The organism is Gordonia sp. NPDC062954, from assembly GCF_044543825.1.
Classification (GTDB): Bacteria; Actinomycetota; Actinomycetes; order Mycobacteriales; family Mycobacteriaceae; genus Gordonia; species Gordonia tangerina.
The window spans coordinates 150,878-176,041 of record NZ_JBITWL010000001.1; the positions used below are offsets into that span (position 1 = coordinate 150,878).

21 protein-coding genes are annotated in these 25,164 nt (G+C 67.8%); 3 read left to right on the top strand and 18 right to left on the bottom strand.

The window, feature by feature from the left end:
- Positions 1 to 9: 9 nt before the first annotated feature.
- The 3 genes from dnaE to lspA form a co-directional block, all read right to left on the bottom strand.
- Complete coding sequence (gene dnaE / locus ACIGKQ_RS00685) at positions 10 to 3,564, bottom strand: DNA polymerase III subunit alpha (protein ID WP_396571950.1); 3,555 nt, start codon at positions 3,562 to 3,564, stop codon at positions 10 to 12.
- A 271-nt stretch (positions 3,565 to 3,835) separates the two neighbouring features.
- Entirely contained in the window at positions 3,836 to 4,762 is a 927-nt protein-coding gene (locus tag ACIGKQ_RS00690) for an RluA family pseudouridine synthase (RefSeq protein WP_235723194.1), read from the bottom strand.
- The gene (gene lspA, locus ACIGKQ_RS00695) at positions 4,755 to 5,351 is read right to left on the bottom strand and encodes a signal peptidase II (protein WP_235723195.1); all 597 of its coding nucleotides are present in this window, start codon (positions 5,349 to 5,351) and stop codon (positions 4,755 to 4,757) included. Before lspA ends, ACIGKQ_RS00690 begins: the two co-directional genes overlap by 8 nt.
- Before the next feature lie 54 nt (positions 5,352 to 5,405).
- Between lspA and ACIGKQ_RS00700 the strand changes: the two genes are divergently transcribed.
- A complete protein-coding gene (locus ACIGKQ_RS00700) occupies positions 5,406 to 6,332 on the top strand; it encodes a hypothetical protein (protein WP_287015031.1) in 927 nt (308 codons plus the stop codon).
- 98 nt (positions 6,333 to 6,430) lie between these two features.
- Here ACIGKQ_RS00700 and ACIGKQ_RS00705 read toward each other — a convergent pair whose 3' ends face one another.
- Entirely contained in the window at positions 6,431 to 6,973 is a 543-nt protein-coding gene (locus ACIGKQ_RS00705; RefSeq protein WP_235723197.1) for a hypothetical protein, read from the bottom strand.
- 223 nt (positions 6,974 to 7,196) lie between these two features.
- On the opposite strand from ACIGKQ_RS00705, the gene ACIGKQ_RS00710 reads away from it, so the two are divergent.
- Positions 7,197 to 8,153 (top strand): asparaginase, encoded by a 957-nt coding sequence (locus tag ACIGKQ_RS00710; protein WP_287015032.1) that lies wholly within the window; start codon positions 7,197 to 7,199, stop codon positions 8,151 to 8,153.
- A 25-nt stretch (positions 8,154 to 8,178) separates the two neighbouring features.
- Here the strand turns inward: ACIGKQ_RS00710 and ACIGKQ_RS00715 are convergent, their stop codons facing one another.
- Positions 8,179 to 9,573 carry a DNA polymerase IV gene (locus tag ACIGKQ_RS00715; protein ID WP_396572170.1) on the bottom strand — a complete coding sequence of 465 codons (1,395 nt, stop codon included), beginning with the start codon at positions 9,571 to 9,573 and terminating at the stop codon, positions 8,179 to 8,181.
- Positions 9,574 to 9,677: 104 nt separating this feature from the next.
- Positions 9,678 to 10,127 carry a nitroreductase/quinone reductase family protein gene (locus ACIGKQ_RS00720; protein ID WP_235723199.1) on the bottom strand — a complete coding sequence of 150 codons (450 nt, stop codon included), beginning with the start codon at positions 10,125 to 10,127 and terminating at the stop codon, positions 9,678 to 9,680.
- Between the two features lie 112 nt (positions 10,128 to 10,239).
- On the opposite strand from ACIGKQ_RS00720, the gene ACIGKQ_RS00725 reads away from it, so the two are divergent.
- Positions 10,240 to 10,941 (top strand): TetR/AcrR family transcriptional regulator, encoded by a 702-nt coding sequence (locus tag ACIGKQ_RS00725; RefSeq protein WP_396571954.1) that lies wholly within the window; start codon positions 10,240 to 10,242, stop codon positions 10,939 to 10,941.
- 13 nt (positions 10,942 to 10,954) lie between these two features.
- Here ACIGKQ_RS00725 and ACIGKQ_RS00730 read toward each other — a convergent pair whose 3' ends face one another.
- The 12 genes from ACIGKQ_RS00730 to murC all read right to left on the bottom strand — a co-directional run bounded on the left by ACIGKQ_RS00730 (position 10,955) and on the right by murC (position 25,112).
- Positions 10,955 to 11,857 (bottom strand): RNA polymerase sigma-70 factor, encoded by a 903-nt coding sequence (locus ACIGKQ_RS00730; RefSeq protein WP_287015035.1) that lies wholly within the window; start codon positions 11,855 to 11,857, stop codon positions 10,955 to 10,957.
- The gene (locus tag ACIGKQ_RS00735; protein WP_287015036.1) at positions 11,854 to 13,047 is read right to left on the bottom strand and encodes an NAD(P)/FAD-dependent oxidoreductase; all 1,194 of its coding nucleotides are present in this window, start codon (positions 13,045 to 13,047) and stop codon (positions 11,854 to 11,856) included. Before ACIGKQ_RS00735 ends, ACIGKQ_RS00730 begins: the two co-directional genes overlap by 4 nt.
- 83 nt (positions 13,048 to 13,130) lie before the next feature.
- Entirely contained in the window at positions 13,131 to 16,358 is a 3,228-nt protein-coding gene (gene ileS / locus ACIGKQ_RS00740) for an isoleucine--tRNA ligase (RefSeq protein WP_396571957.1), read from the bottom strand.
- A 364-nt stretch (positions 16,359 to 16,722) separates the two neighbouring features.
- Positions 16,723 to 17,487 carry a hypothetical protein gene (locus tag ACIGKQ_RS00745; protein WP_287015037.1) on the bottom strand — a complete coding sequence of 255 codons (765 nt, stop codon included), beginning with the start codon at positions 17,485 to 17,487 and terminating at the stop codon, positions 16,723 to 16,725.
- Positions 17,488 to 17,511: 24 nt separating this feature from the next.
- On the bottom strand, positions 17,512 to 18,342 hold the full coding sequence (locus tag ACIGKQ_RS00750; RefSeq protein ID WP_266060991.1) for a DivIVA domain-containing protein: 831 nt from the start codon (positions 18,340 to 18,342) through the stop codon (positions 17,512 to 17,514).
- 380 nt (positions 18,343 to 18,722) lie between these two features.
- Positions 18,723 to 19,043, bottom strand: a complete 321-nt coding sequence (locus ACIGKQ_RS00755) for a YggT family protein (RefSeq protein WP_235723206.1) — start codon at positions 19,041 to 19,043, stop codon at positions 18,723 to 18,725.
- Between the two features lie 90 nt (positions 19,044 to 19,133).
- Complete coding sequence (locus ACIGKQ_RS00760; RefSeq protein WP_287015038.1) at positions 19,134 to 19,871, bottom strand: cell division protein SepF; 738 nt, start codon at positions 19,869 to 19,871, stop codon at positions 19,134 to 19,136.
- Positions 19,872 to 19,964: 93 nt separating this feature from the next.
- Complete coding sequence (locus tag ACIGKQ_RS00765; protein ID WP_287015039.1) at positions 19,965 to 20,720, bottom strand: YggS family pyridoxal phosphate-dependent enzyme; 756 nt, start codon at positions 20,718 to 20,720, stop codon at positions 19,965 to 19,967.
- Positions 20,707 to 21,441: a peptidoglycan editing factor PgeF gene (gene pgeF / locus ACIGKQ_RS00770; protein WP_235723209.1), complete on the bottom strand. Its 735-nt coding sequence runs from the start codon at positions 21,439 to 21,441 to the stop codon at positions 20,707 to 20,709. Before pgeF ends, ACIGKQ_RS00765 begins: the two co-directional genes overlap by 14 nt.
- An 8-nt stretch (positions 21,442 to 21,449) precedes the next feature.
- A complete protein-coding gene (gene ftsZ, locus ACIGKQ_RS00775; RefSeq protein WP_235723210.1) occupies positions 21,450 to 22,622 on the bottom strand; it encodes a cell division protein FtsZ in 1,173 nt (390 codons plus the stop codon).
- A 190-nt stretch (positions 22,623 to 22,812) separates the two neighbouring features.
- Positions 22,813 to 23,529 carry a cell division protein FtsQ/DivIB gene (locus ACIGKQ_RS00780; RefSeq protein WP_266060988.1) on the bottom strand — a complete coding sequence of 239 codons (717 nt, stop codon included), beginning with the start codon at positions 23,527 to 23,529 and terminating at the stop codon, positions 22,813 to 22,815.
- On the bottom strand, positions 23,526 to 25,112 hold the full coding sequence (gene murC / locus ACIGKQ_RS00785) for a UDP-N-acetylmuramate--L-alanine ligase (protein ID WP_266060986.1): 1,587 nt from the start codon (positions 25,110 to 25,112) through the stop codon (positions 23,526 to 23,528). Before murC ends, ACIGKQ_RS00780 begins: the two co-directional genes overlap by 4 nt.
- Positions 25,113 to 25,164 lie beyond the last annotated feature (52 nt).

Sequence of the window (25,164 nt, forward strand, 5' to 3'; positions counted from 1 at the left end):
TGGGGCCGCCTACTGCCCCAGGCAACTGGGCCCGAGCAACGCCTTGAGATCGCCCATCAACGCCGAACTCGGGCTGACCCGCAGCGCCTCGGTCAGCCGCAGGACCGTGGACCGCTGTTCGCTGACCAACGTGACGTGCACGTCCGCGGTACCCGGGTGGCGGGACAGCACCTGTTTGAGTGCCTGCACACGGTCCGGGGTGCAGATACGTGCGCTGAGCGTCAAGGCCACGGGTTTCGCCGTCCCGACGGCAGCCAGATCGGGTACCGCGAGATCGTTGGCGCTGATCATCGTGGAATCGTCACGCACGTTGACCCGCGCCTTGATCAGCACGATGTTGTCGGGAACGATGTCCATCCCGAACACGGAGAACGCGCGGGGGAAGAAGTAGACCTCCACGCCACCGACCATGTCCTCGAGGGTGACCACCGCGTATGGTTCACCCTTCTTGTTGACCCGACGATTCACCGCGGAGATGATGCCGCCGATCGTGATCTGCGCCCCGTCGGGCACCGTCCCCTCCAACAGCTGGGTGATCGACGTGTCGGTTTGCGCAGCGATGGCGTGCGCGACACCCGCGAGGGGATGGTCGGAGACGTAGAGCCCGAGCATTTCGCGCTCGAGGGCGAGTTTGTGTTTGGATTCCCATTCCTCGTCGGGGATCTTCACCGCGAACACCTCGGCGAGGCTGTCGTCTGCTGCGCCATCTCCGCCCGCTGCGCCGAACAGGTCGAATTGACCGATGGCCTCGGCTTTCTTCGTGCCGATGACCGACTCGACGGCGTCGCCGTGCACGAGGAACAACCCTTTGCGCGGATGACCGAGCGAGTCGAAGGCACCGGCCTTGATCAGCGATTCGGTGACCTTCTTGCTGCACGCGGTGACATCGATCTTGCCGAGGTAGTCGGAGAAGCTGGTGAACTTCCCCTTCTCCTCACGCGCGGCCAGGATCGACGACACCACGCCCGTGCCGACGTTGCGCACCGCGGCGAGACCGAAGCGGATGTCGCCGCCGACGGCGCCGAAGTTGCGCTGCGACTCGTTGACGTCCGGCGGGAGCACGGTGATGCCGAGTTTGCGGCAATCCGACAGGTAGATCGCGGCCTTGTCCTTGTCGTCGCCCACCGAGGTGAGCAGACCGGCCATGTACTCGGCCGGGTAATTCGCCTTGAGATAGGCGGTCCAGAAGGAGACGAGACCGTAGCCGGCGGCGTGCGACTTGTTGAACGCGTACCCGGCGAACGGGAGGATCGTGTCCCACAGCGCCTTGATCGCGGCCGAGGAGAAGCCGTTGGACTTCATCCCCTCCTCGAAGCCCTCGAATTCGGCGGCGAGGACCTCGGCCTTTTTCTTGCCCATCGCGCGGCGCAGGATGTCGGCTCGGCCGAGCGAGTACCCGGCCACTTTCTGCGCGATCTGCATGATCTGCTCTTGGTAGACGATCAGGCCGTAGGTGTCGGCCAGGATCTCCTTGAGCGGTTCCTCGAGTTCCGGATGGATCGGCTTGACCTGTTGGCGCCCGTTCTTGCGGTCGGCGTAGTCGTTGTGGGCGTTCATGCCCATCGGGCCCGGGCGATACAGCGCCAACACGGCGACGATGTCCTCGAATCCGGTGGGCTGCATACGTTTCAGCAGTTCACGCATGGCGCCGCCGTCGAGCTGGAACACCCCGAGGGTGTCACCACGGGCGAGCAGTTCGTAGGTCTTGGGGTCGTCGAGGGGCGCCGCATCGAGGTCGAGGTCGATGCCGCGGTTGGTCTTGATGTTCTCGATCGCGTCACCGATGACGGTGAGGTTGCGCAGCCCGAGGAAGTCCATCTTCAGCAGGCCGATGGCCTCACATGACGGGTAGTCCCAGCCGGTGATGATCGCGCCATCCTGTGCACGCTTCCACACCGGAATGGCGTCGGTGAGCGGCTCCGAGGACATGATCACCGCACAGGCGTGTACGCCGGCGTTGCGGATCAGTCCCTCGAGACCGAGCGCGGTGTCGTAGATCTTCTTGACATCCGGGTCGGTCTCGATGAGGGTGCGGACCTCGGTGGCCTCGGCGTAGCGCTCGTGCTCGGGGTCGGTGATACCCCAGACCGGGATGTCCTTGGCCATGATGGGCGGCGGCAACGCCTTGGTGATGCGGTCGGCGATCGCGAAGCCGGGCTGGCCGAACTGGACGCGGGCGGAGTCCTTCAACGCCGCTTTCGTTTTGATGGTGCCGAAGGTGATGACCTGGGCGACCTTGTCACTGCCCCACCGGTCGGTGGCATACCGAACCATCTCACCGCGGCGACGGTCGTCGAAGTCGATGTCGATATCGGGCATCGACACACGTTCGGGGTTGAGGAATCGCTCGAACAGCAGCCCATGGGGGATCGGGTCGATGTTGGTGATGCCCAGCGCCCACGCGACCAGCGAACCAGCCGCCGAACCGCGCCCGGGGCCCACCCGGATGCCGACCTCGAGCGCGTGCTGGATCAGGTCGCCGACGACGAGGAAGTACGCCGGGAAACCCATCTGGATGATGACGTCGAGCTCGTAGTTGGCCCGACGCTGGTATTCCTCGGGCACCTCGGTACCGGCGAAACGGGTCTCGGCGAGGCCCTTGGCGACCTCTTTGCGGAGCCAGGTCTGCTGCGACTCGCCCTCGGGGACCGGGAAGATGGGCATCCGGTCGCGGTGGGTGAACACATCGGCGTAGCTCTGCACGCGCTCGCCGATCTCGACCGACGAGTCGCACCCACCCGGGACCATCGAGTCCCACAGTTCACGCATCTCGGCAGGTGACTTCAGGTAGTAGCCGTCGCCGTCGAACTTGAATCGGGTGGGATCGGACAGCGTCTTGCCGGTCTGCACGCACAGCAAGGCCTCGTGGCTCTTGGCGTGTTCCTGCGTGACGTAGTGGCAGTCGTTGGTGACCAGCGGCTTGATGCCGAGCTTGCGGCCGATGTCGAGCAGACCGTCGCGAACCCGTCGCTCGATCTCCAGACCGTGTTCCATCAGCTCGAGATAGAAGTTCTCCTTGCCGAAGATCTCCTGCCACTTCGCCGCGGCCTCGAGGGCCTCACGTTCGTGCCCGAGTCGCAGCCGGGTCTGCACCTCACCCGACGGGCAGCCGGTGGTCGCGATGATGCCCTCGGCGTACTGCGAGATCAGGTCCGCATCCATGCGCGACCATTTGCCCAGCTGCCCCTCGATCGACGCCAGCGACGACAGCTTGAACAGATTGCGCAGACCGGTCGCATTCTCGGCGACCATCGTCATGTGCGTGTAGGCACCGCTACCGGAGACGTCGTCGGACTTCTGGTCGCGGGTGCCCCAGGTGACGCGCTTGGTGTTGAACCGCGACTCGGGGGCGACGTAGGCCTCGATGCCGATGATCGGCTTGATGTCGTTGCTCACCGCGGTGTTGTAGAACTCGCTCGCACCGAACATGTTGCCGTGGTCGGTCATCCCGATTGCCGTCATGCCGAGGCGTTTGGCCTCGGCGAACAGCGGCGACACCTTCGCGGCACCGTCGAGCATCGAGTACTCGGTGTGGTTGTGCAGGTGCACGAACGAATCGGCCACGGACGTCTCTCACCTCTGATGTTCGCTGACGTGTCGGTGCGCTTCGAACACGTCCGGTGTGTGCACCGCACGGTCTGAAGAAGCGTCCCCAACTCTATGTCCACGCCCCGACAGACCCGGGCATGGCACGCCCTATGTGACAGATGGGGCGACGCGGTGCGGTGTGTCGGCCCGGCGTGTCGACACACCGCCCGGACTCCTCGGCGCGATTCGGGGTTCTGTCGGCGCGATTCGGGGTTCTCTCGGCGCGATTCGGGGTTCTGTCGGCGGGTCAGGCGTCGCGGAGGACGTCGAGAGCGTGCTGCAGGTCGGCGGGGTACGGGCTGGTGAACGTGACCTGCCGCCCGTCGACGGGGTGCGCGAACGACAGCGAGCGCGCGTGCAACCACTGCCGCGCCAGCCCGAGCCGCCCGGCGAGCACCGGATCGGCGCCGTAGGTCAGATCCCCGCAACACGGGTGGTGCAGCGCCGAGAAATGCACGCGGATCTGATGGGTCCGCCCGGTCTCGAGGTGGACGTCGAGAAGCGACGCCGAGGCGAACATCTCAACCGTGTCGTAGTGGGTGACCGACGGCTTGCCGGCTGCGGTCACCGCGAACTTCCAGTCGCTGCCCCGGTGGCGACCGATGGGTGCGTCGATGGTGCCCTCCGGCGGGTCGAGATGCCCCTGCACCAGGGCGTGGTAGCCCTTGTCGACCTCCCGCTCCTTGAACGCGCGCTTGAGCAGCGAGTACGCACGCTCGGAGACGGCCACCACCATGACCCCCGATGTCCCGACATCGAGACGCGACACGATGCCCTGCCGTTCGGAGGCACCCGAAGTGGCGATACGGTAGCCGGCCGCAGCCAGCGCACCGACAACGGTTGGACCCGTCCATCCCTGCGACGGATGGGCGGCGACGCCGATGGGTTTATCTACCACGATGATGTCGGAGTCGTGGTAGATGATGTCCATCCCCTCGACCGGGGTCGGCTCGATCCGCAACGGCTCGTCCGGTTCCGGCAGCGTGACGTCGAGCCAGCTCCCGGCGGCGAGCTTGTGCGATTTTCCGACCGTCACACCGTCGACGGTGATGTCGCCGTCTTCGGCGAGCGCGGCGACGACGGAGCGGGACAACCCGAGAATGCGCGCGACACCGGCGTCCAGCCGCATCCCGTCGAGCCCGTCTGGCACGGGCATCGATCGTGACTCACGCATCGGCGTCCTCCGCCGCGGACCGATCTCGGTCGCCGCGCCGCCGCGCCGCCCATCCGGTGCGCGAGCCGTCGTACTCGAATCCCAGCAGCGACAGGGCGACCAGCAACACCGCGCCGCAGACCACCGCCGAGTCGGCCACGTTGAACACCGGCCACCACCCCACCGACACGAAGTCGACGACGTGCCCGCGCAACGGCCCCGGCGATCGGAACAGCCGGTCGGCGAGGTTGCCCATCGCCCCACCCAGCACCAGACCGAGCCCGAGGACCCACCACATCGACCGCAGGCGACTGCTGTAGCGGATGATTCCGAGCACCACGAGCAGGGCGACGATGGTCAACACCCAGGTGTAGCCGGAGGCCATCGAGAACGCCGCGCCGCTGTTGCGGACCAACCGTAGCGTGACCGCGTCACCGATGATCCGGACCGGCTGCCCCGGGTCGAGCAGGTTGACCGCCAGCGTCTTGGTCAGCAGGTCCAGACCGATGACGGCGGCCGCGATGGCCAGCAGGGTCCCGACCACCCGGCGGCTCTGGTGGGTAGGCGACCGATCGCCTTCGTCGACCGGACCGGGTGTCGGTTCGCTCATGACTCCATCATCCACCCCATCATCATCCACGAGCCCTCCAATACGCTGACTGCCGTGTACCCCCGTCGCGCCGGCCTCATCATCACCGCAACCCTGCTGATCGGCCTCACCGCCTGCGGCTCCGACGACCCGAACTCCGACACCGCCGGCCCCGCGACGGCGTCGGCGGGTTGCGCACAGGAGTCGACCTCGGGACTCGACGGAGTGAACCTGCTGCCGATCCCACCTGCGAAGGTGACCGTCCTCGACGCCGGGACCGGCGAGAAGCGTCTCCCCGCCGCGGCACCCGATCGCAGCGCCGCGCAGACGGTGACCGTGACGACGACGTCGACCGTGCGATCGCCGGGTGCCGACGAGGCCCAGACCGTGGAGATGCCGCTGCGCGCACTCTTCCACTGCACCGACTCCACCGATCTGGAGATGACACTGGGCGAGGTCACCTCGCCCGATGCCACGTTGACCGATCAGCTTGCCGCGACCTCCGGCTCCCGGGCCGGATTGGCGATCGGCCCCGGTTCCATGCCGATCTCGCTGCGCCTGTTGCCCGCCGAGGACGCCGGACCCGAGGCCCGCCTGGCGGTGGAGCAGACGCTGGTCCAAGCACTGCAGATGTCGGTACCGCTGCCGACCGAGGCGATCGGTGCAGGTGCGCGCTGGCGGATCGAACGCACCATCGATTCCGCGGTCACCGTCACCCAACAGATCGACGCCACTCTCACCGCCTGGGACGGCGATCGGATGACGATCGACGTGACCGTGGATCAGACCCCGGTGAATTCGGTTTTCACCGTTCCCGGCGCCGGCGGCTCATTGAACATCGCCCGGTTCAGCAACTCGGGCAACGGTGAGATGACCCTCGATCTGACCCGCGGTCTACCGATCTCGGGGTCGATCGAGCTCAGTGGCGCCCGCGAGCTCGTGGGTGCCGATCCTGCTCGACCGTTGATCCAGCAGACCGGGTTGTCGGTCGGCTGGCAGTGAACGACGTCACTCCCCCGTTGCGCTCGGGCTGCTTCTGGCGAAGCAGCGGGGCGCCCCGAAGGAGCGACGTGTGGTGACGGGTCGTCAGCGACGAATGATCAGTTGCCCGATTCCGAAGCCGCTGCCGAATCAGTACACATCGGCGTCTGCACATTGTTCGCCGAGATCAGCGGGCAGACGGTGTCGCGCGACAGCTTCCAGCGACCGTCGACGTAGACGATGCTGGCATCGAGCTTCGTCGGCGGGTTGTCGGGGAGCTTGACCTGCACCTTGACCGTGGCCTTGTTGGGCCCGGCCGGGATCACCGGCGGGAAGATCTCGTAGGTGACGTCGGGATTGTCCTGCTTGGCCTTCACAAGTTCATCGAAGATGGCCGGGTCCGCCGCCGAGCCCTCGACGAGTTCGGTCTTCTCCGAGTTCGGCACGTTCGGGTCCAGGGCCTCTTCCAGCATCTGGTTCAGCACCGCCACCGACGGCTGGGTGTCGGGGTCGTTGACGCCCCCGCCCTCGCCCGAGGCGGCTGCGGTCGCCGACGACACCGTCGGGACCTCTGGGACGTCGCTGTCGTCACTGCCACAGGCGGCAACCGATGCCACTGCCCCCGCAATCAACGCGGCGGTCACGATCTTCGGAAACTTCACCGAACATTCCCCTCACTAGTCGTTCGTCCGGTCTGCGTGTTCGTCTCGCAGATCCCGGTGGATTCTGGACGCTCATCCCCTGCGGGGCCGCCAAAACTCCCACCACTATGCCAAACCGACGAGAACGCACCCAACATTCGATGCGGTTCGTCGCACGTCGGAAGCGCAACGGTCGGGAGGCGCCGTGGGTTCCCGGCGCCCCGAGACCATACGCTTGGACACCATGACGGCCACCCGCATCGTCCTGATCTCGACCGGCGGCACGGTATCGGCCCGGACGACCGCCGACGGCGCGGTTCCGGCCCTGTCCGGGCACGACCTCCTCGGCACGGCCGACGGCGATCACCTCGCGTTCGACGAGGTCGAGGTGACCACGACGGATCTGATGTCCGTGGACAGCTCGGCGATGTCGGTCGCCGACCAGTTCGCGATTGCCGCCACGGTCCGTGACGCCCTCGCCGATCCCGCCGTCACCGGCGTCGTGGTGACCCACGGCACCGACACGATGGAGGAGAGCGCCTACCTCGTCGACCTGTTCCACACCGATGACCGTCCGGTGGTCTTCACCGGAGCGCAACACACCGCGGACTCGCCCACCGCAGACGGTCCGCGCAACATCGCCGATGCGATCCGGGCCGTCGCGACCGCCGACCACCGGGGTCGCGGCGTCCTCGTCGCGATGGGTGGCCGAATCCATTCGGCACGTGGGCTGTTCAAATCCTCCACCACCGCGCTCGAGGCGTTCGACACCGTTCACGACGCCATACCGAGGGTCGTCCTCGACGTAGCGCCACCGGCCACCGGTCACGTCCGAGTCGACTCCTTCGGCCTCTACCCCGGCGTGTCCCCGGGACTCATCGCGGCCGCGATGAGCCAGCACGCGGCGGGAATCGTGCTGGCGGGCACCGGTTCCGGGAACACCCACCCGGACATCACGGCCGAGGTGAGCGCGGCGGTCCGGGAGGGGATCGTGGTCGTGGTGTCCACCCGGGTGCCGTTCGGTCGGGTGGTGCCGACGTACGGGGGCGGCGGGGGTGGGGTCGATCTCGAGCGCGCGGGCGCCATCGTGTCGCGTTGGCTGCGTCCGCCGCAGGCCCGGATCGCGTTGTTGGCGTTGCTCTCCACCGGTGCCACGGCCGAGGAGGTCCGCGGCTTCTTCGCCCGGATCGACCCCTCCTGACCCTGCCGCGCTACGGTTCGGCGGATCAGTCGTCGTCCACTGTGGGACGGACGTCGGGCCACGCGAGGCTGGCGATGGGATCCGCGCGGGCAAGGGCCGGTTCGTCGACCGGGAACGTCACGGCCCGGCCGGGTCCGGTGGCCCGTGTCTCGAATCGCACCGTCACCACACCGTGCCCGCTGCCCTGCACCCAGCCGTGACCGTGTTCGGGGTGTGCCACGTCGGTCCCGGTCTCCCAGCGCGGGGCCGACGTTTCGTCCGGCGGTCCGGCGGTCGGCTCCGCCACGTCGGGTGCGGGACCCGCGGTGACGAACGCCGCCTCCACGTCGTCGACGTCGCCGACCTCGACGACGGCCTCATCGGGCCGGTCGTCCAGGTCGGTGAACAACGAGAACTGCTGCACCGCAGTCAGTCCCGAGTATCCGACGCCGACCAGTCGGATCGGTCCGATGCTGCGCGGATCGAGGGCCAACCGCTGGGCCGCCGTCGAGAGCACCGACAGTTCGCTGGTCGCCGCGGGCAGCGTCGTCGACCGGGTGAGGATCGAGAAATCCGAGCGCCGGAGTTTGAGCACCACGGTCCGCGCGCCCCGGCCGTCGGCGAGCAGCCGCCGGTGCGCGCCCTCGGCGGCGGCGTCGATGGCGGGCCGGAGTTCGTCGAGGTCGACGAGGTCGCGGGGAAAGGTCGATTCAGCGCTGATCTGCTTCGCCGATGCCCGTTCGGTGACCGGACGTTCATCGATGCCCTGGGCCAGACGATGCAGCGCCGGGCCGAGCGTGGCCCCCAGCACCGAGACGACCTCCAGGTCGGACATCGCGGCGAAGTCGCCGATCGTCTCGATGCCGAGCCGATGCAGCCGGTCACCGGAGACGGGACCGATCCCCCACAGCTTGCGCACGGGCAGCGCGTGCAGGAACGCGAGTTCACGGCTCGGTGGAATCGCCATAACCCCATCGGGTTTGGCGAGGCCAGACGCGATCTTCGCGATCTGCTTGCCACTGCCGAACCCGACCGACGCCGAGATGCCCACAGTGTCGCGGATTTGCTCACGGAGCCGTTCGGCGAACGCGGTCACGTCCTCGACGCCGGCGCCGGAGAGTTCCGCGGGCTCGCCGAACGCCTCGTCGAACGACAACATCTCGATCACCGGTATCGCATCCCGCACGAGCCGGAACACCCGGGCACTGACCACCCGGTACACCCCGCCTCGAGGCGGCAGCACCACGACTCCCGAGCCCACGAGTCGTCGCGCCTGGTGCATCGGCATCGCCGACCGGGCACCGAATGCGCGCGCCGCGTAGCTGGCACCGGCAACCACTCCCCTACCGCCAGTGCCGCCCACCAGCACCGGTCGGCCACGCAGGGTCGGGCGAGTCAGCTGCTCCACGGAAGCGAAGAACGCGTCCATGTCGAGATGCATCACCCACCGCGCACTGCGTTCGGTATCGGCGTGCCCGGGCTCGGCCTCGGGCGGGACGGCGGAGTCCACCCCCGCATCGTATGCGGCCGCAGATCGGCGATTCCTCAGCGGATCTCGAAGACGGGCAGGTCGTCGACGTGCCGGGCGAGGGTGGCATCGTCGGGCTCGGTACCCATCCCCTCGGGCAGGAACCGCTTGACCTCCCATCCCCATTTGTCGAGGTAGGCGCGGATGATCGGCGCGCGGTCGGCCGGTGCCACCTCGACCAGCCGGACCGACCGGCGACGACGGCCGCGGCGCAGCTTCGCCGCGTCGTTCACCCGGGCGTTGCGCGCCCATTGGGTGTTGCCGCGCGGCGAGACCAGGTACTCGCGGCCCTCGAACGGCATCGGGTTGACCGGGACGGTCTGGGGCGTGCCGGACTTGCGTCCGGTGACGGTCAGCGTCTGTGCGCCCGCAAGGTTCACCCCGCGTTCGACCAGCCATCGAGCGACCCGGTTGAAGGCGGCGTCCATTCCCTTGGGCCCGCGATAGTGCGGCTGAGCTGCGTGCATGATGAGTCCCCTTCGTGAGATCAGAATCGAGAGCACCGCTCTCGTTTTCTAGTGTGCGCGCCCCCGCGGGAAAATTCAAGAGCACTGCTCTCAGTTGTGCGACGATGTCCTCATGGCCACCACCACACGCGCCGCGAATCGGGCGGCGATGGAATCGGAGATCCGACGACTCGGCCGCGAGCACCTGCGCACCTACGGCGCCGCAGGCCTCTCACTCCGTGCGGTCGCCCGCGATCTCGGCGTGGTCTCCTCGGCGGTGTACCGCTATGTCCCGAGCCGCGACGACCTGCTCACGTTGCTACTGGTGGAGGCGTATTCCGACGTGGCGGACTCCGTCGAGCAGGCGATGGAAGCAGTCCCGCCGGACCGTCATCGGGACCGCCTATACGCCGCAACCCGCGCACTGCGCGCCTGGGCAGTCGACGACCCGGCCCGGTGGGCACTCCTCTACGGAAGTCCCGTCCCGGGATACTCGGCACCCGCCGACCAGACCGTGGAGCCTGGCACCCGGGTGGTCGCGATGCTCATCGACGAGGTCGCTCGCGCCGAGGCCGACGGAGTACTGCAGTGCCGGCAGCAGGACCTGACCGCCGGCCTCCGCAGCGATCTCGCCACGATCCGCGACGAATTCGGCGTCGAACTCTCCGACGCCGCGCTCGTGGTGGCGACCACCCTGTGGTCGACCGCCATCGGTGCGGTCAGCCTCGAGGTGTTCGGCCAGTACGGCGCGAACACCTTCAGCGATCCGGCCGCGTTGTTCGACGTCGCCATCGAGCGCGCACTGGCTCCTCTCGCCGAGGCGCTCCGCGACTGAGCAGCGCCAGTGCTCATCGGGCGATCGGTCGCTCCGTCTCGATCCCGGTCAGCTTCTCCGGATTCCGGACGGCGAAGATGTCGTGCACCACCCCGTCCGCGAAGTCCAGCACGAACACACCCTGCAGACGGCCGTCGAAGTAGATCCGCATTCCGGGCAGGCTGTTGAAGATCCCGGCTTCGAGCCGGAAGTCGGGATGTATCGACCCGACCCGGTTGAAGCCCGACAGCAACCGCGCCACCGCGAGCGCTCCCTTGACCGGCCGCCGCACCGCCGTGGCCTTACCGCCCGAATCGGCGGTGAAGACCACGTCCGGCGACAGCAGGGTCATCAGCTGCTCGACATCGCCGGACGACGCGGCCGCCAGGAAGGCCTCGGTCACCTCGGCGGTACGCGCCGAGTCGACCGGCTCGAAGCGATGCCGGCGGGCGTGCACATGCGCCCGGGCGCGGTGCGCGGTCTGGCGCACCGCCGGCACGGACTTGCCGACCATGTCGGCGATCTCGTCATGGGCGAACCCGAAGACCTCCCGGAGCACGAAGACGGCGCGTTCGTCGGGCCCCAGGCTCTCCAGCACGACCAGCATCGCCGTCGAGACCGATTCCGCGAGAACGACATCCTCGGAGGCGTCGCGCTCGTCGAGCAGGATCGGTTCGGGTAGCCACGGCCCGACGTACTCCTCGCGCCTGCGCACGGACGTGCGCAACATGTTGAGTGCCTGGCGGGTGACCACCTTGGCGAGATACGCCTTGCTGTCGGCGACGGCGTCGAGATCGACGTCGGCCCACCGCAGATAACTCTCCTGCAGCACGTCGTCGGCGTCGGTGGCCGAACCGAGGATCTCGTAAGCGACGGTGAACAGCAGTGGCCGCAGTTCGGTGAACCGTTCGACGTGCGCGTCGGTACCGGCCGTCATCCGGTCGCCTCCAGGCGCGGTGGCTCAGCGAGTTCGCGTGGCCGACCGAACGACGGCGTGACACCCGGATGACGCCCTTCCAGGCGCAGGCTCAGGATGACGCCGCGGCACACGAGTTCCTTGGTCGCAGCGGCGGTACGGCCGGTGATCGCGGTCTCGAGCGGGCTGTCGTCACGTCGCGTCGGCTGGACGACGGCGGCGTGGCGACCCAGGGAGGTGCATTGGCCTAGGAACGCGAGTGCGACGGGTTTCGGCAGCGCACCGGCCAGTCGCGCACGGACGGTGTCGGCGGCGTGCGGTCCGAGCTGATTGGCCGCCTGGCAACTCATCCGGAACGGTTGCCCCGACGGCGCCACGGAATCCCCGGCACCGACGATGCGCGGATCGTCGACACTGGTGAGTGTCTCGTCGGTTACCAGTCGCCCGATCCGGTCGGTGGTCAGGCCGCTCTTCGCGGCGAGGTCCGGCGCCCCGAACCCGGCGGCCACGACCGTGGTCGCACTCGGCAGTATCGCGGTGGACTCACCGGTGGACACCGTCACGGTGTCGGGGCCGATGCTGTGCACCCGGTGGTCTTCCATGATCTCGACGCCCAGCTTGGTCAGCCGTCGGCGGGTGGCGCGTCGCGCGCGCTGCCCGAACGACGGGGCGAGCACGCCGCGGCACACCAATCGAACCGGCCGTCCGGCGTCGGCGAGCTCGGCGGCCGTCTCGATCCCGGTGAGTCCGCCGCCGATGACGGTGACCGACGCATCGTCGGCGAGGTCGGCCAGCCGGGCACGCAGTCGCTCGGCGGTCTCCCATTCGCCGATCGGATAGCCGTGTTCGGCCGCACCCGGAATCGTGTTCGCGGACAACGCGGTCGAGCCGACGGCGTAGACCAGATGGTCGTAGTCGAGCGTGTCACCGCCGGCAAGCTCGACCCGGCCGCCGGCCACGTCGATGCGGGCGGCAGAGTCGACGACCAGACGCACGTCGGGACCGAGCACCTGGTCGAAATCGCGCTCGGCCTCCCCGGTTCCGGTGGCCCATTGATGCAGCCGGATGCGATGGACGAAATTCGGCCGCGGGTTGACCAGCACCACGTCGGGTGCCGGTTCGGTACCTGCGCCCGCGATCCGGTTGGCGGCCATGGTCCCGGCGTAGCCTCCGCCGAGGACGACGACCCGCGGGCGTCGAGTGTTCTTCATGGGTTGCTCCTCTCGAAAAAGGTGGACAACCTCTGAGACACCGTACGCCCGCGGGACGTGACAGCGAGTGACTCAGATCACACTCAGGCGCGCGCCACCTTCGTGACGTCCGCGGTGATCCCGTCGCCGAGTTCGACGCCACCCGCCGCACCGGCCTCCGCGTCCACGACGTCGAAGGAGACCGCGAGAATCTCACCGGCGATCAGATCGGCGTGCGTGCGTGCCCAGTCGGCGCGGTTCGCCGGCACCACGAGTCGGACGCCGATCCGATCGGAGACGTCGAGACCGAGAGTGCGCCTGGCGTCCTGCAGTTCGCGGATGCGGTCCTTGGCCCAACCCTCGGCCTCGAGTTCCGGGGTGACGGCGGTGTCGAGGACGACCAGGCCGCGGCCACCCGGCAGTTCCGCGGTCGAGTCCGGCTCCACGGCGACGAGGCGGCGGGTGTATTCACCGTCGTGTAGTTCGATACCGCCGGCGATGACGACCTCGCTTCCGTCGGCTCCTGCACCGACTGTCCAAGCCCCGCTCTTGACGGCCTTGATGGCGGCCTGGACATCCTTGCCCAGGCGCGGTCCGGCGGCACGCGCGTTGACCGCGATCTCGTAGCGCCCGTAGGCATCCGCGTCCGTGGCCAGTGACACCGACTTCACGTTCATCTCGTCGGCGATCAGGTCCCGATACGGCGTGAGCTGTTCGGCCGTCGGCGACGCGACGGTCAGACCCGGTAGCGGCAACCGCACTCGCAGTTTGTTGGCCTTGCGCACGCTGGATGCGACCGAGCAGACCTCCTGCACCTCATCCATGGCCGCTACCAATGCGGTGTCCGCGGGCAGGTCGTCGGCCGCGGGCCAGTCCGTCAGGTGCACCGACCGGCCACCGGTCAGACCGCGCCAGATCGCCTCGGTGGCCAGCGGTAGCAGCGGAGCGGCCAGGCGAGTAGCCACCTCCAGCACCGTGTAGAGGGTGTCGAACGCGTCCGGATCGTCGTCCTGCCCGGCCCAGAACCGAGCCCGGGAGCGGCGTACGTACCAGTTGGTCAACGACTCGACGAACTCCCGGAACGCCTCGCAGGCACCGGCGATGTCGAAGGTGTCGAGTGCCTCGGTCATCGTGTCCCGGGTGACCGCGAGCTTGGCCAGGATGTAGCGGTCGAGGACGTGCGTGGAGTCCGTCCGCCACGTCGCGGGTCGCTCGGCGTAGAGCTGCAGGAAGCTGTAGGCGTTCCACAACGGCAGTAGCGCCTGGCGAACTCCTTCCCGGATACCGCGTTCGGTGACCACGAGGTTGCCACCACGCAGCACCGGCGATGCCATCAGGAACCAGCGCATGGCATCGGAGCCGTCGCGATCGAACACCTCGTTGACGTCGGGGTAGTTCCGCTTGGACTTCGACATCTTCTGGCCGTCGTCGCCGAGCACGATCCCGTGGGCGATGACGCTCTTGAACGCCGGCCGGTCGAACAGTGCGGTGGCCAGCACGTGCAGGTTGTAGAACCAGCCGCGACTCTGCCCGTTGTACTCGACGATGAAGTCGCCCGGGTTGTGCGGTACATCGCCCGAGTCGCTGTTGCCGTCGAACCAGTCGGCGTTCTCGAACGGATAGTGCACCTGCGCGAACGGCATCGATCCCGACTCGAACCAGCAGTCGAACACCTCCGGCACCCGGCGCATGGTGGAATTGCCGGTCGGGTCATCGGGATTGGGACGCGTCAGCTCGTCGATGTAGGGCCGGTGCAGATTGTCCGGCCGGACGCCGAAGTCACGTTCGAGCTCGTCGAGGGAACCGTAGACGTCAGTACGCGGGTGCTCCGGGTCGTCGGAGATCCACACCGGGATCGGCGCGCCCCAGAAGCGGTTCCGGCTGATGTTCCAGTCACGGGCACCCTCGAGCCACTTGCCGAACTGACCGTCGCGGATGTGCTCCGGCGACCAGGTGATCTGCTTGTTCAGCTCGAGCATCCGGTCCTTGATCGGGGTGACCGCGACGAACCACGACGGAACCGCCATGTAGATCAACGGCTTTCCCGACCGCCACGAGTGCGGATAGGAGTGCTCGATGGTCTCGTGACGCAGGATCTTCCCGATCGCCTTGAGGTCCTTGATGATCGCCGGGTTCGCGTCGAACACCATCTGGCCCTCGTAGGGCGGCACCTGCGCGGTGAACCGGCCGCCCGGATCCAGCGGCTGCACGACCTCGATGCCATTGGCCATCGCGAGGTCCATGTCCTCCTCGCCGAACGCCGGCGCGAGGTGGACGACGCCGGTGCCGCTGTCGGTGGTCACGTAGTCACCGAGCAGCACCCGGTGCGCGTTGGGATGACCGACGAAGAAGTCGAATGGCGGCAGGTAGGACATTCCCTCCAGATCCGCGCCGCCGTAGCTGCCGAGGATCTCGGGCTCGACGATCTCCTTGGCATAGCCGGCCAGCAGCGCCTTCGCGAGCAGGTACTCCTGGCCGTCGGCCGCACGGACGTGTACGTACTCGACATCCGGGTTGACCGCGATCGCCAGGTTAGACGGCAGCGTCCACGGCGTGGTGGTCCAGATCAGTGCGTTGACGCCGTCGAGTTCGGGGTGGGCATCGGTGCCGACGAGCGGCATCCGCACGGTGACGGCCGGGTCCTGACGCATCCGGTAGGCGTCGTCGAGCTTGGACTCCTGGTTGCTCAGTGGCGTCTGCTCGTACCAGCTGTAGGGCAGCACCCGATAACCCTGGTAGACCAGACCCTTGTCGTGGAGACGTTTGAACGCCCACATGACCGACTCCATGAAGTCAAGATCGAGCGTCTTGTAGTCGTTGTCGAAGTCCACCCACCGGGCCTGGCGGGTGACGTAGTCGCGCCACTCACCGGTGTAGCGCAGCACCGAGTCACGGCAATAGTCGTTGAACTTCTCCATGCCCATCGACTCGATCTGCGACTTGTCGGTGATGCCGAGCTGACGCTCCGCCTCGAGTTCGGCGGGCAGACCGTGGGTGTCCCAACCGAAGCGACGCTCCACGCGCTTGCCGCGCATCGTCTGGTACCGCGGTACCAGATCCTTGACGTAACCGGTGAGCAGATGCCCGTAGTGCGGCAGGCCGTTGGCGAACGGCGGGCCGTCGTAGAAGACGAACTCCTCGGCGTCGGCCCGGTTCTCGATGGAAGCGGCGAAGGTGTCGTCGCCGGCCCAGTAGGCCAGAACATGCTGCTCGACGTCCGGGAAGGACGGAGCGCTGCGACCGCCGCCGGCGGTCATGTCGACGACGGGATAGACGCGGGCGTCGGCGGACGTATCCACCTGCGGGGCCTCGGGTCGGGCGGTGTCGGCCATGATGCTTCTCCTCGTGCCTGGCATGTGCGCAACTGCTCTGGCACGGGGACGCTCACCGGCTGATTCGACGATCAGCCGATCCGCGCGGTACCACCCCGCTTGCGGTGAACGCCTACTGAGCCGTTCACCGCCACTCACCGGCCCGCGATGCGGCGCGAGCCCACGGCTGTCACGGGCCGCTCCCGCCCGGTTCTACTGAGAACCTGCCACGCTGCGGTGTCGGTCCCGTTCTTCCGAGTGCTCCCCGGTGATGGCCGGATCCACGCAGCAACGAGTGTAGCCGTCACCGGCCGCGCACGACGAATCGCTGGTGCGACCGGCGGGGCCGAACGCCGAGGTGACGGCGGCGTGGACCCGACCGCGGTCAGTCGAGCGGCGGGCGCCAGTTGGGATCCAACGGATCGAACCGTGCCCGGCGCTGCTCCCGTGGCTCGTCCGACGCATCGGATTCCTGGCCGTGAGTCGGCGACGTGGACGACGCGGACGGGGATGGCGAAGAAGACGATGGCGAGGAAGACGATCGCGAGGACGGGAAGGACTCCGTGACGTCGTCGTCGTGACGGCCGGCACCACCGGTGGGTGCACCGTGGGTCCCGGGTGCCGGCTGCGGCGCGGGATAACCGCCCACCGACCTCAGATAGTCGTCATAGCCACCGTCTCGACCGACCCCGGCTTGTGGCGGCGGTTGCGGCGCCCGCCCGTGGCGGCCGACTCCCGGCGGACCCGGCGGCGGGACCGGACTCTGCGGGGTCGGCGCTGCGGCTGACCCGTACTGCGACGGCGGTATCGGTGACTGGGGTGTCGGCGACTGGGGTGTCGGCGACTGGGGCACCGACGAATGCGGCCGGGCGACCGGCTCGTCGTCGATGCGACGATCGGCCGGGGCGCCCCGGTCACCCGACTCACGGTCCGGCGTCTGCCCTTCGGCCTGATCAGAGTCGACGAAGTCGGCCAGTGTGGGCTCGTCGTCACCGCGGCGCCCGGCCCCGACCACATCTGCGATCAGGAAGCCGAGGCCTGCCAGACAAACCACGATGCATGAGATCGCCAGCCATACGGTGCCGGTGATCAGGCCCAACACCAGCAACACGAACCCCACGAGCGTCGCCGCGAGGGCCAGTGTCAACACCAGAAACCTCCCGCTGGTCCCGGATCAGCTCGGAGAGTAGCTGGTGAAACCACCGTTGCCGGGATCTGATGAGAACGAATCGGACCGGCCACCCTCGACCGGAGCGGCGCTACCGCGCTGCTGCAGTTCCTCCAGCTGGGACTCCAGGTAGGTCTTGAGACGAGTGCGGTACTCGCGTTCGAAGGTCTTCAGCTGCTCGATCCGACCCTCGAGCACGGTGCGCTGCTGATTGATCGTGCCCATGATCTCGCTGTGCTTGCGCTCGGCGTCGCTCTGCAGCGCGTCGGCCCGCTCCTGGGCCTGGCGGACCTGGGCCTCCGAGCGGGTCTGCGAGTCGGCGAGGATGGCCTCCGACCGCTGTCGGGCATCCGACAACAGGGCGTCTGCCTTGGACTGCGCCTCCGACACCATGGCGTCGGCACGCGAACGCGCGTCAGCGACCAGCGAATCCGCCTCTTGACGAGACGTCGAGGTCAACCGGTCCGCGGTGTCCTGGGCCAAGGCCAACACCCGCGCCGCGCGCACGTTCGCATCGTCGTCGCTGAACTCGGGCTGCGGTGCGGCCGCAGGGGCCGGCGCCTCGGCGACCGGGGCCGAGGCGAACACCTGGGTCCGCTCCTCGGCCGACGGCGCGGCGGCCGACTCGGCGGCGGGTGCGCCCGACCGTGCGTCGGCGAGGTCGCCTTCGAGCTCCTCGACGCGCTGCTTCAGGTCGCCGTTCTCCTCGATGAGTCGCGCCAGTTCGGCCTCGACAAAGTCGAGGAACTGATCAACTTCATCCTCGTTGTAGCCGCGTTTACCGATAGGCGGTTTGCTGAACGCGACGTTGTGCACATCAGCTGGTGTCAGCCGCATGTCGGTTCCCCTCATTTGTCAGTCGAACTGTCTGTATTTGGTAGGCCGGATCAAGCCCGTATTCAGTTGGCAGCATCACCCGCTCGACGACCGTCTCAGCCAGTGTTCGACACTCGCTGCTCTCCACATCGAGAGTCATGGGTCTGCACAGTCTTTGCTACAGGCTGTCACTGTTTATTCATACCAGTCCACTGGGTAACTGGCGTCAAATCCTGTCACACGAGAACCGTTCGTAGCAGACGATCGATACTGTCTCGCAATCGAACGGTCACTCGATGATGACACTCAACGGTAAACCACTGCGGGCCGATGGTCACGAAGTGGTCACGGTTGGCGTGTCGGAAACGACGAGTCAGCGAGCGCCAAGCGGAGTGCAGAACTCACCCGAGCCCGACCAGAGCCGAGGCCGAACTGCGACTGAGCGAACTGACCACCTGCATCGCGATGAGCACCACGATCATCACGATCATCAGGGACAGATCCAGGCGCACGGGCCCCAGCGGGATGGGCGGCAACACGCGACGCAGCGCACGGATCGGCGGGTCGGTCGCGGTGAACACGATCTCGATGACCACCACCGCCACACCGGTGGGTCGCCATTCACGCGCAAACGACCGGACCAGCTCCACGACGAGTCGCGCGAGCAGCAGCAGCCAGTAGATGAACAGGACGTAGTACAGAACCTGGAACAGAATCGTCACGACTCAAGGTTGCCTGATATGTCGCACCCGCGCCGCAGCCCCCCGCTGACCGGCGTCGGAGTGCTTGTGGTGCGCGAGTGCGAGCGCGGATCAGGAGTGGTTGTAGAAGCCGGTCTCGGCGATCTTGCGTCGATCCTCCGGCGAGACGTCGACGTCGGCGGGCGAGAGCAGGAACACTTTGGTGGCCACCTTGTCGAAGGAACCCCGAAGCGCGAACGCCAATCCGGCGGCGAAGTCGACGAGCCGCTTGGCGTCGTCGTTGCTCATGTCGACGAGATCCATGATCACCGGGTTTCCATCGCGGAACCGCTCACCGATCGTGCGGGCCTCACCGTAGTCCGAGGGCCGCAGCGTGGTGATCTTGTGCAGGGGCCCGTCGGCGAAGACCCGCTCGAGCTCGGCGCGCTGATCGGAACCCGCGGCCGAACGCGCGACCCCGGCGGTGCGCATCCCCGATCGCTGCAACGGTTCGAGTCGATGCGGGGCCCGCATCCGATCGACCGGCTCGCCTCCGTGCCGCCCCCCGGCATAGGCGTACTCCGGGACCGGCTCGAAACCCGCGTCATAGCCGTTGGGGTCGTAGCCGGCAGGCGCGAACCCCTGTGGTTCGAACTCCCCGGGAAAGCGTCGGTCGTCGACGTAGGCGAAGTCGGCGTCGCGGGGACCGTCGCGGAAGCCGGGTTCGCGATAGCTCGCGTCACCGTAGTACTCGTCCCGATAGGAACGTCCACCGCGAAGGGGACCACCCGGCTCCTCCAGGTAGTCGTCTTCGTAGTCACCCGGAGGCACCATGCCGAAATATGCCTTGAACTTCTGCATCGTGGTCATAGCTGGCCTCTCTGTCGTCCAACGCTGCCGGGGAGCAGTGCAGTGGTGCAGTTGTTGATCTTGGTTTCGTTGGTTCTCGTGTGACCAATGTGATTACTGAGAGACTAACGGCCGCGGCCCCATGATCGCGGTACCGACACGCACGCATGTCGATCCGTGCGCCACCGCTTCCTCGAGGTCACCCGACATGCCGGCAGAGAGCTCCCGGGCGTCGGGATGGTCGGACACGAACGCGGCGTGGATCTCCTGCGCGCGGGCCATCCATCGCTGCGCCGCACCGTCCACCGGCGCGATCACCATCAGCCCCTGCAGGGTCAGTCCATGAGCGCCCCGGACGTGTTCGGCCAGCTCCGGCAGCTCCTCCACCGTGACCCCGCCGCGGTGCGGATCACCATCGAGACTGACCTGGAGCAGGATGCCGAGGTCCGCGCTGCGCGAACCGGTGTCGCAGGCCTCCTCGACCCCAGACGACAGGGCGTCGACGACCTTTGCGCGATCGACCGAGTGCACCGTTCGCGCCCACCGCGCAACGGATTTCGCTTTCTTCGACTGAACACTGCCGATCATGTCGAACTCGGCGGCCGCCACCGCGGCGTCGGTCGCGTCGGCATGCCGGAGTTCGGCGATCTTGCGGCCCGCCTCGGGCTCGCGCGACTCGCCGAAGGTCCGCACCCCGAGGCCGATCAGGTGGCGGACATCTGCAGCCGGGAAGAACTTCGTGACCACCAGCAATTGCACGTCACCGGGACTGCGTCCGGCGGCCGCGACCGCGGCATCGAGTCGCTCGCGAGCGGCCGTGTACCCGCGCGCCAGCTCCGCTCGCCGCGCGTCTGACTCAGGTGGGGTCATCGCCGTTCCCGGGCGCGACCGGATCGATCCAGATCACCGACGCCAACCGGCCCGTCGGGGCGCCCCGCCGGTGACTGAAGAGCTCGGGGTCCTCGATCGTGCAACGCGGATCGGCAGCCACTGCGGCAACTCCGGCCGCGAGCAACTGCCGTCGCAATCCGGCGCGCAAGTCCAGTCCACTGGTCCCCTTCTCGGTGACACATGCACTGCCCGGGAGATGCTCTTCGACATCTCGCTGCATAGGGGCCGGCACCTCGTAGTGCCGCCCGCTGGCGGCCGGTCCGAGCAGTGCCCCCATCCGTTCCGGGCGAGCACCGAGCCGAATCATCTCGCGCAGCGTCGCGGGCACGATCCCCACTCGGGCGCCGACCCGTCCGGCATGGATTCCCGCGATCACGCCTGCCTCGTCATCGGAGAGCAGCACCGGGACGCAGTCGGCCGACAGCACCGCCAGCGCCAGCCCCGGCTCCGTGGTGACGAGCGCATCGGTGGCCGGGACCGGTTCGTCGACCGGCCCGGTGACGACCGTGACGTTGCGGCTGTGGATCTGCTCCATCCAGACGATCCGCCCCGGTGCCAGACCGATCTGCTCGGCCAGCCGAGCGCGATTGTTGGCGACTGACTTCGGATCATCCCCCACGTGGTCGCCCAGGTTGAACGAATCGTAGGGCGCCACCGAGACGCCGCCGGAGCGACTGGTGACCACTCGGCGTACCCGCACAGCGCGGCTCAGCGCTTCATGAACGACGGCACGTCGACGTCGTCATCGTCGAGGGTGACGTTGTTGCGGCGCGGCCGCTCGGGCTGCTCCTCGGTGAACGGATCCCCCGACCCGGTCGGCATCTTGCCGAACAGCGGGTCGTTGTCCTTCGACGGGGACGCCACGGACCCGGCCTGACCGGACCCGACCGTCGACTTGCCTGCCGCTGCCGGGACGTCGGTGCGCTTGCGCGGTGCGCCGCCGTCGAATCCGGCCGCGATCACCGTGACGCGGACCTCGTCGCCGAGGTTGTCGTCGATGACCGTGCCGAAGATGATGTTGGCGTCCTCGTGGGCCGCCTCCTGCACCTGCGTGGCGGCGTTGTGGATCTCGAACAGTCCGAGGTCACTGCCACCGGCGATCGAGATGAGCACTCCGCGAGCACCTTCCATCGACGCCTCGAGCAGCGGCGAGTTGATGGCCGCCTCGGCGGCCTTCTTCGCCCGGTCCTCACCACGGGACGACCCGATACCCATCAACGCGCTGCCGGCGTCGCTCATCACGCCCTTGACGTCGGCGAAGTCGACGTTGATCAGACCGGGGGTGGTGATCAGATCTGTGATGCCCTGAACACCGTTGAGCAGTACCTCGTCTGCGCTGCGGAACGCGTCCATCAGGCTGACCTGCGCGTCACCGAGCTGCAGCAGCCGATCGTTGGGGATCACGATCAGGGTGTCACAGGACTCCCGCAGGGCAGTGATGCCCGCTTCGGCCTGACCGCCACGACGCTTGCCCTCGAAGGAGAAGGGCCGGGTGACCACGCCCACGGTGAGGGCGCCGAGTTTGCGAGCGATGGACGCGACCACCGGCGCACCACCGGTACCGGTGCCACCGCCCTCCCCCGCGGTCACGAAGACCATGTCCGCGCCCTTGAGGAGTTCCTCGATCTCGTCGCGGGCGTCCTCGGCGGCACGGCGTCCGACCTCGGGATCGGCACCCGCGCCGAGACCGCGGGTCGAGTCACGTCCGACGTCGAGCTTGACGTCGGCGTCACTCATCAGCAGGGCCTGCGCGTCTGTGTTGATCGCAATGAACTCAACACCTTTCAGCCCCTGCTCGATCATTCGGTTGACGGCATTGACGCCGCCGCCGCCGATGCCGACGACCTTGATCACGGCCAGGTAGTTGTGCGGTGGCGTCATGTGCCCGCCTTCCTCGTTCGATCCGAAACCCTAAACCTGAACCATAGATTTAGAGTTATGTCAAGTAGTTGGATGTTGGGGATGACGCTAGGCATCCGATGGCCGGGCCGCCAGCAAGCGCGCGGCGTGTCGCGAACTTGACCGGCATTTTTTGCTCAACCGGGCGATTCGGATGCGCCGCGCCACGGAATCACTTGAACGCGGGAAACTCCGGACTCGAGACGTTGTACGTGGAAGCGGGGCGCGTGAGGATGGCGGTGAGGGTGCGGGCCTTCTCCGCGCCGCGTTCGCTGTCCCCCCACACGACGGTCTTGTCACCCTTCAACGTGAACTGGATGTCGACCGGCGACGACGCCGTGACCGCGACGAGTTGACCGGAGATGGATTCCGGGAGTTCATGGACCGCACGCAGCGTGGCCACCGTGGTGGGGTCGCTGGGACCCGGGTTGGGTGTGGAGAACTCGGGCAAAGCGTTCACCTCGGGTGGCACACCGGTCGTGCTGTCGTAGGTCAGGTAACCGACCCCGGACCGGTCGAGCACGTGGACCTTCTGCCCATCGGTCACCTTGACCACCGGCTGACGCTCCACCACGGTGATGGTCAACGACGACGGGTAGCTGCGCTGCACCCGCACCGACTCGATGGACGGGATCGCCGCGATCCGCTGCGCGACAGCCGCGGTGTCGACCTGCAGCAGCGGAGTCCCGTCGGCCACGTCGGCAGCACCCACGATCTGATCTGCCGGCACCGCCTGGTTGTCTCGGACATCCGTCGAGCGGACGGCCATCAGCGGGGTGTAGTAGGCGATGAGCCCGAGCCCCACCACCACCACGATGACCGCCAAGGTGCCCAGCAGCAATCGTGGGCGAGGAAGAGTACGCCCGGTGCGTGCCCTGGGGGTGGTCACGGTGGGGATCCCGCGGCGTCAGCAGGTGCCGGTCCGCTCACGGTCGGCGGCATCTGTGCCTCGGCGCCGGGAGCGCGGCGCAGTTCGGCAAGGATCTCGGGCCCCTGCATGGTGATGTCGCCGGCGCCGAGTGTCAGCACGACGTCGCCAGGTTTGACCCGATCGACGACGAGCTGCGCCAACGTCGAGAGATCCGGCACGAAGAACGCCGGTCGGTGCACCCGATCGACGATCGTCGCGCCGCTCACACCGGGGATCGGTTCTTCCCGGGCCCCGTACACATCGGCGATCACCACCTCGTCGGCGAGGTCGAGAGCCGCCGCGAACTCGTCGGCGAACTCACTTGTGCGGGAGTAGAGATGGGGCTGAAAGACCGCGATCACCCGGCCACCGTCGTCGCCACCCGGCGCTTCGACCGCCTCGGCGGCTCTGGTCTCGACGGCCTGCCGTGCCGCGGTGAGCACGGCCCGTATCTCCGTCGGGTGATGCGCGTAGTCGTCGTACACCTCGACGCCGCCGGCGCGGCCACGCAACTCGAAGCGCCGATGCACCCCACTGAACGCCGCCACCCCGTCGATGACCGACGACAGCGCACTGCCGGTCACCCGACAGGCGACGGCGGCACCGATGCAGTTGAGCGCCATGTGCTTACCGGGCACCGTCAACTGCATATCGCGTTCGGCGGTGGGCTCTGCCACCGGCGCACCGAACCGCACCCGGGCCAGTCCGCCGGCACCGCGCGGCGACCAGGACACCAGCTCGGCGACATTCGACACCGACGGCGCGAGTGCGGCGTGACGACCCTCGCCATAGCCGAGGACGGCGACGCCGCGTTCGGCAAGCCCATCGGCACATCGTCCCGCGAAGGCCGCTGCGCCCTCGTCGTCAAGGCACACCACCAGCGACCCACCCGGTCGAATCCGCTCGGCGAAGGCATCGAAAACCTGCACATAGGCTTCCCGGGTCCCGAAGAAGTCGAGATGATCCGCCTCGATGTTGGTGACCACCGCAACATCGGGTTCGTACTCGAGCAGGGATCCGTCACTCTCGTCGGCCTCCGCGACGAAGATCGGGCCGCTGCCGTGGTGGGCGTTGGTGCCTGACTCGTTCAGCTCGCCGCCCACCGCGAACGACGGGTCCTGACCGCAATGCTGCAGGGCCACCACGGCGATCGAGGTGGTCGAGGTCTTGCCGTGGGTGCCCGCGATCAACACCGTGCGGTAACCGGCCATCAGCTGCGCGAGGACGTGCGGACGCAGCAGGATGGGGATGCCGCGTGAGCGCGCCGCGACCAGCTCCGGATTCGTCTTCGGGATCGCGGCGTGGGTGGTGACCACGGCGGTGGGCCCGCCGGGCAGCTGATCAAGCGCCGACGGATCGTGGCCGACCTGGATCCGGGCGCCCCGGGTGCGCAGGGCGAGGATGCCGCGGCTGTTCTTCGCGTCCGATCCCGACACCCGACCGCCGCGGGCCAGCAGGATTCGGGCGAGCCCACTCATCCCGGCGCCGCCGATCCCGACCATGTGCACTCGCCGCAGCATCTCCGGCAGGTCGCCGACGGGGGCGATCGGTCCGCTGCTCATCGTCTCACCTCCGCAGCCGAGCGCCGGCGAGCGCCGCCGGTCACGTCCAGTC

Coding starts and splice junctions, on each gene's coding strand:
- ACIGKQ_RS00720 (WP_235723199.1), bottom strand. CDS start 10,127: ATGCACGCAGCTCAGCCGCACTATCGCGGGCCCAAGGGAATGGACGCC.
- ftsZ (WP_235723210.1), bottom strand. CDS start 22,622: ATGACGCCACCGCACAACTACCTGGCCGTGATCAAGGTCGTCGGCATC.
- ACIGKQ_RS00710 (WP_287015032.1), top strand. CDS start 7,197: ATGACGGCCACCCGCATCGTCCTGATCTCGACCGGCGGCACGGTATCG.
- ACIGKQ_RS00690 (WP_235723194.1), bottom strand. CDS start 4,762: ATGCGTGAGTCACGATCGATGCCCGTGCCAGACGGGCTCGACGGGATG.
- ileS (WP_396571957.1), bottom strand. CDS start 16,358: ATGGCCGACACCGCCCGACCCGAGGCCCCGCAGGTGGATACGTCCGCC.
- lspA (WP_235723195.1), bottom strand. CDS start 5,351: ATGAGCGAACCGACACCCGGTCCGGTCGACGAAGGCGATCGGTCGCCT.
- ACIGKQ_RS00765 (WP_287015039.1), bottom strand. CDS start 20,720: ATGACCCCACCTGAGTCAGACGCGCGGCGAGCGGAGCTGGCGCGCGGG.
- ACIGKQ_RS00750 (WP_266060991.1), bottom strand. CDS start 18,342: ATGCGGCTGACACCAGCTGATGTGCACAACGTCGCGTTCAGCAAACCG.
- ACIGKQ_RS00715 (WP_396572170.1), bottom strand. CDS start 9,573: ATGCATCTCGACATGGACGCGTTCTTCGCTTCCGTGGAGCAGCTGACT.
- murC (WP_266060986.1), bottom strand. CDS start 25,112: ATGAGCAGCGGACCGATCGCCCCCGTCGGCGACCTGCCGGAGATGCTG.
- ACIGKQ_RS00730 (WP_287015035.1), bottom strand. CDS start 11,857: ATGACGGCCGGTACCGACGCGCACGTCGAACGGTTCACCGAACTGCGG.
- ACIGKQ_RS00725 (WP_396571954.1), top strand. CDS start 10,240: ATGGCCACCACCACACGCGCCGCGAATCGGGCGGCGATGGAATCGGAG.
- ACIGKQ_RS00735 (WP_287015036.1), bottom strand. CDS start 13,047: ATGAAGAACACTCGACGCCCGCGGGTCGTCGTCCTCGGCGGAGGCTAC.
- ACIGKQ_RS00760 (WP_287015038.1), bottom strand. CDS start 19,871: ATGACCACGATGCAGAAGTTCAAGGCATATTTCGGCATGGTGCCTCCG.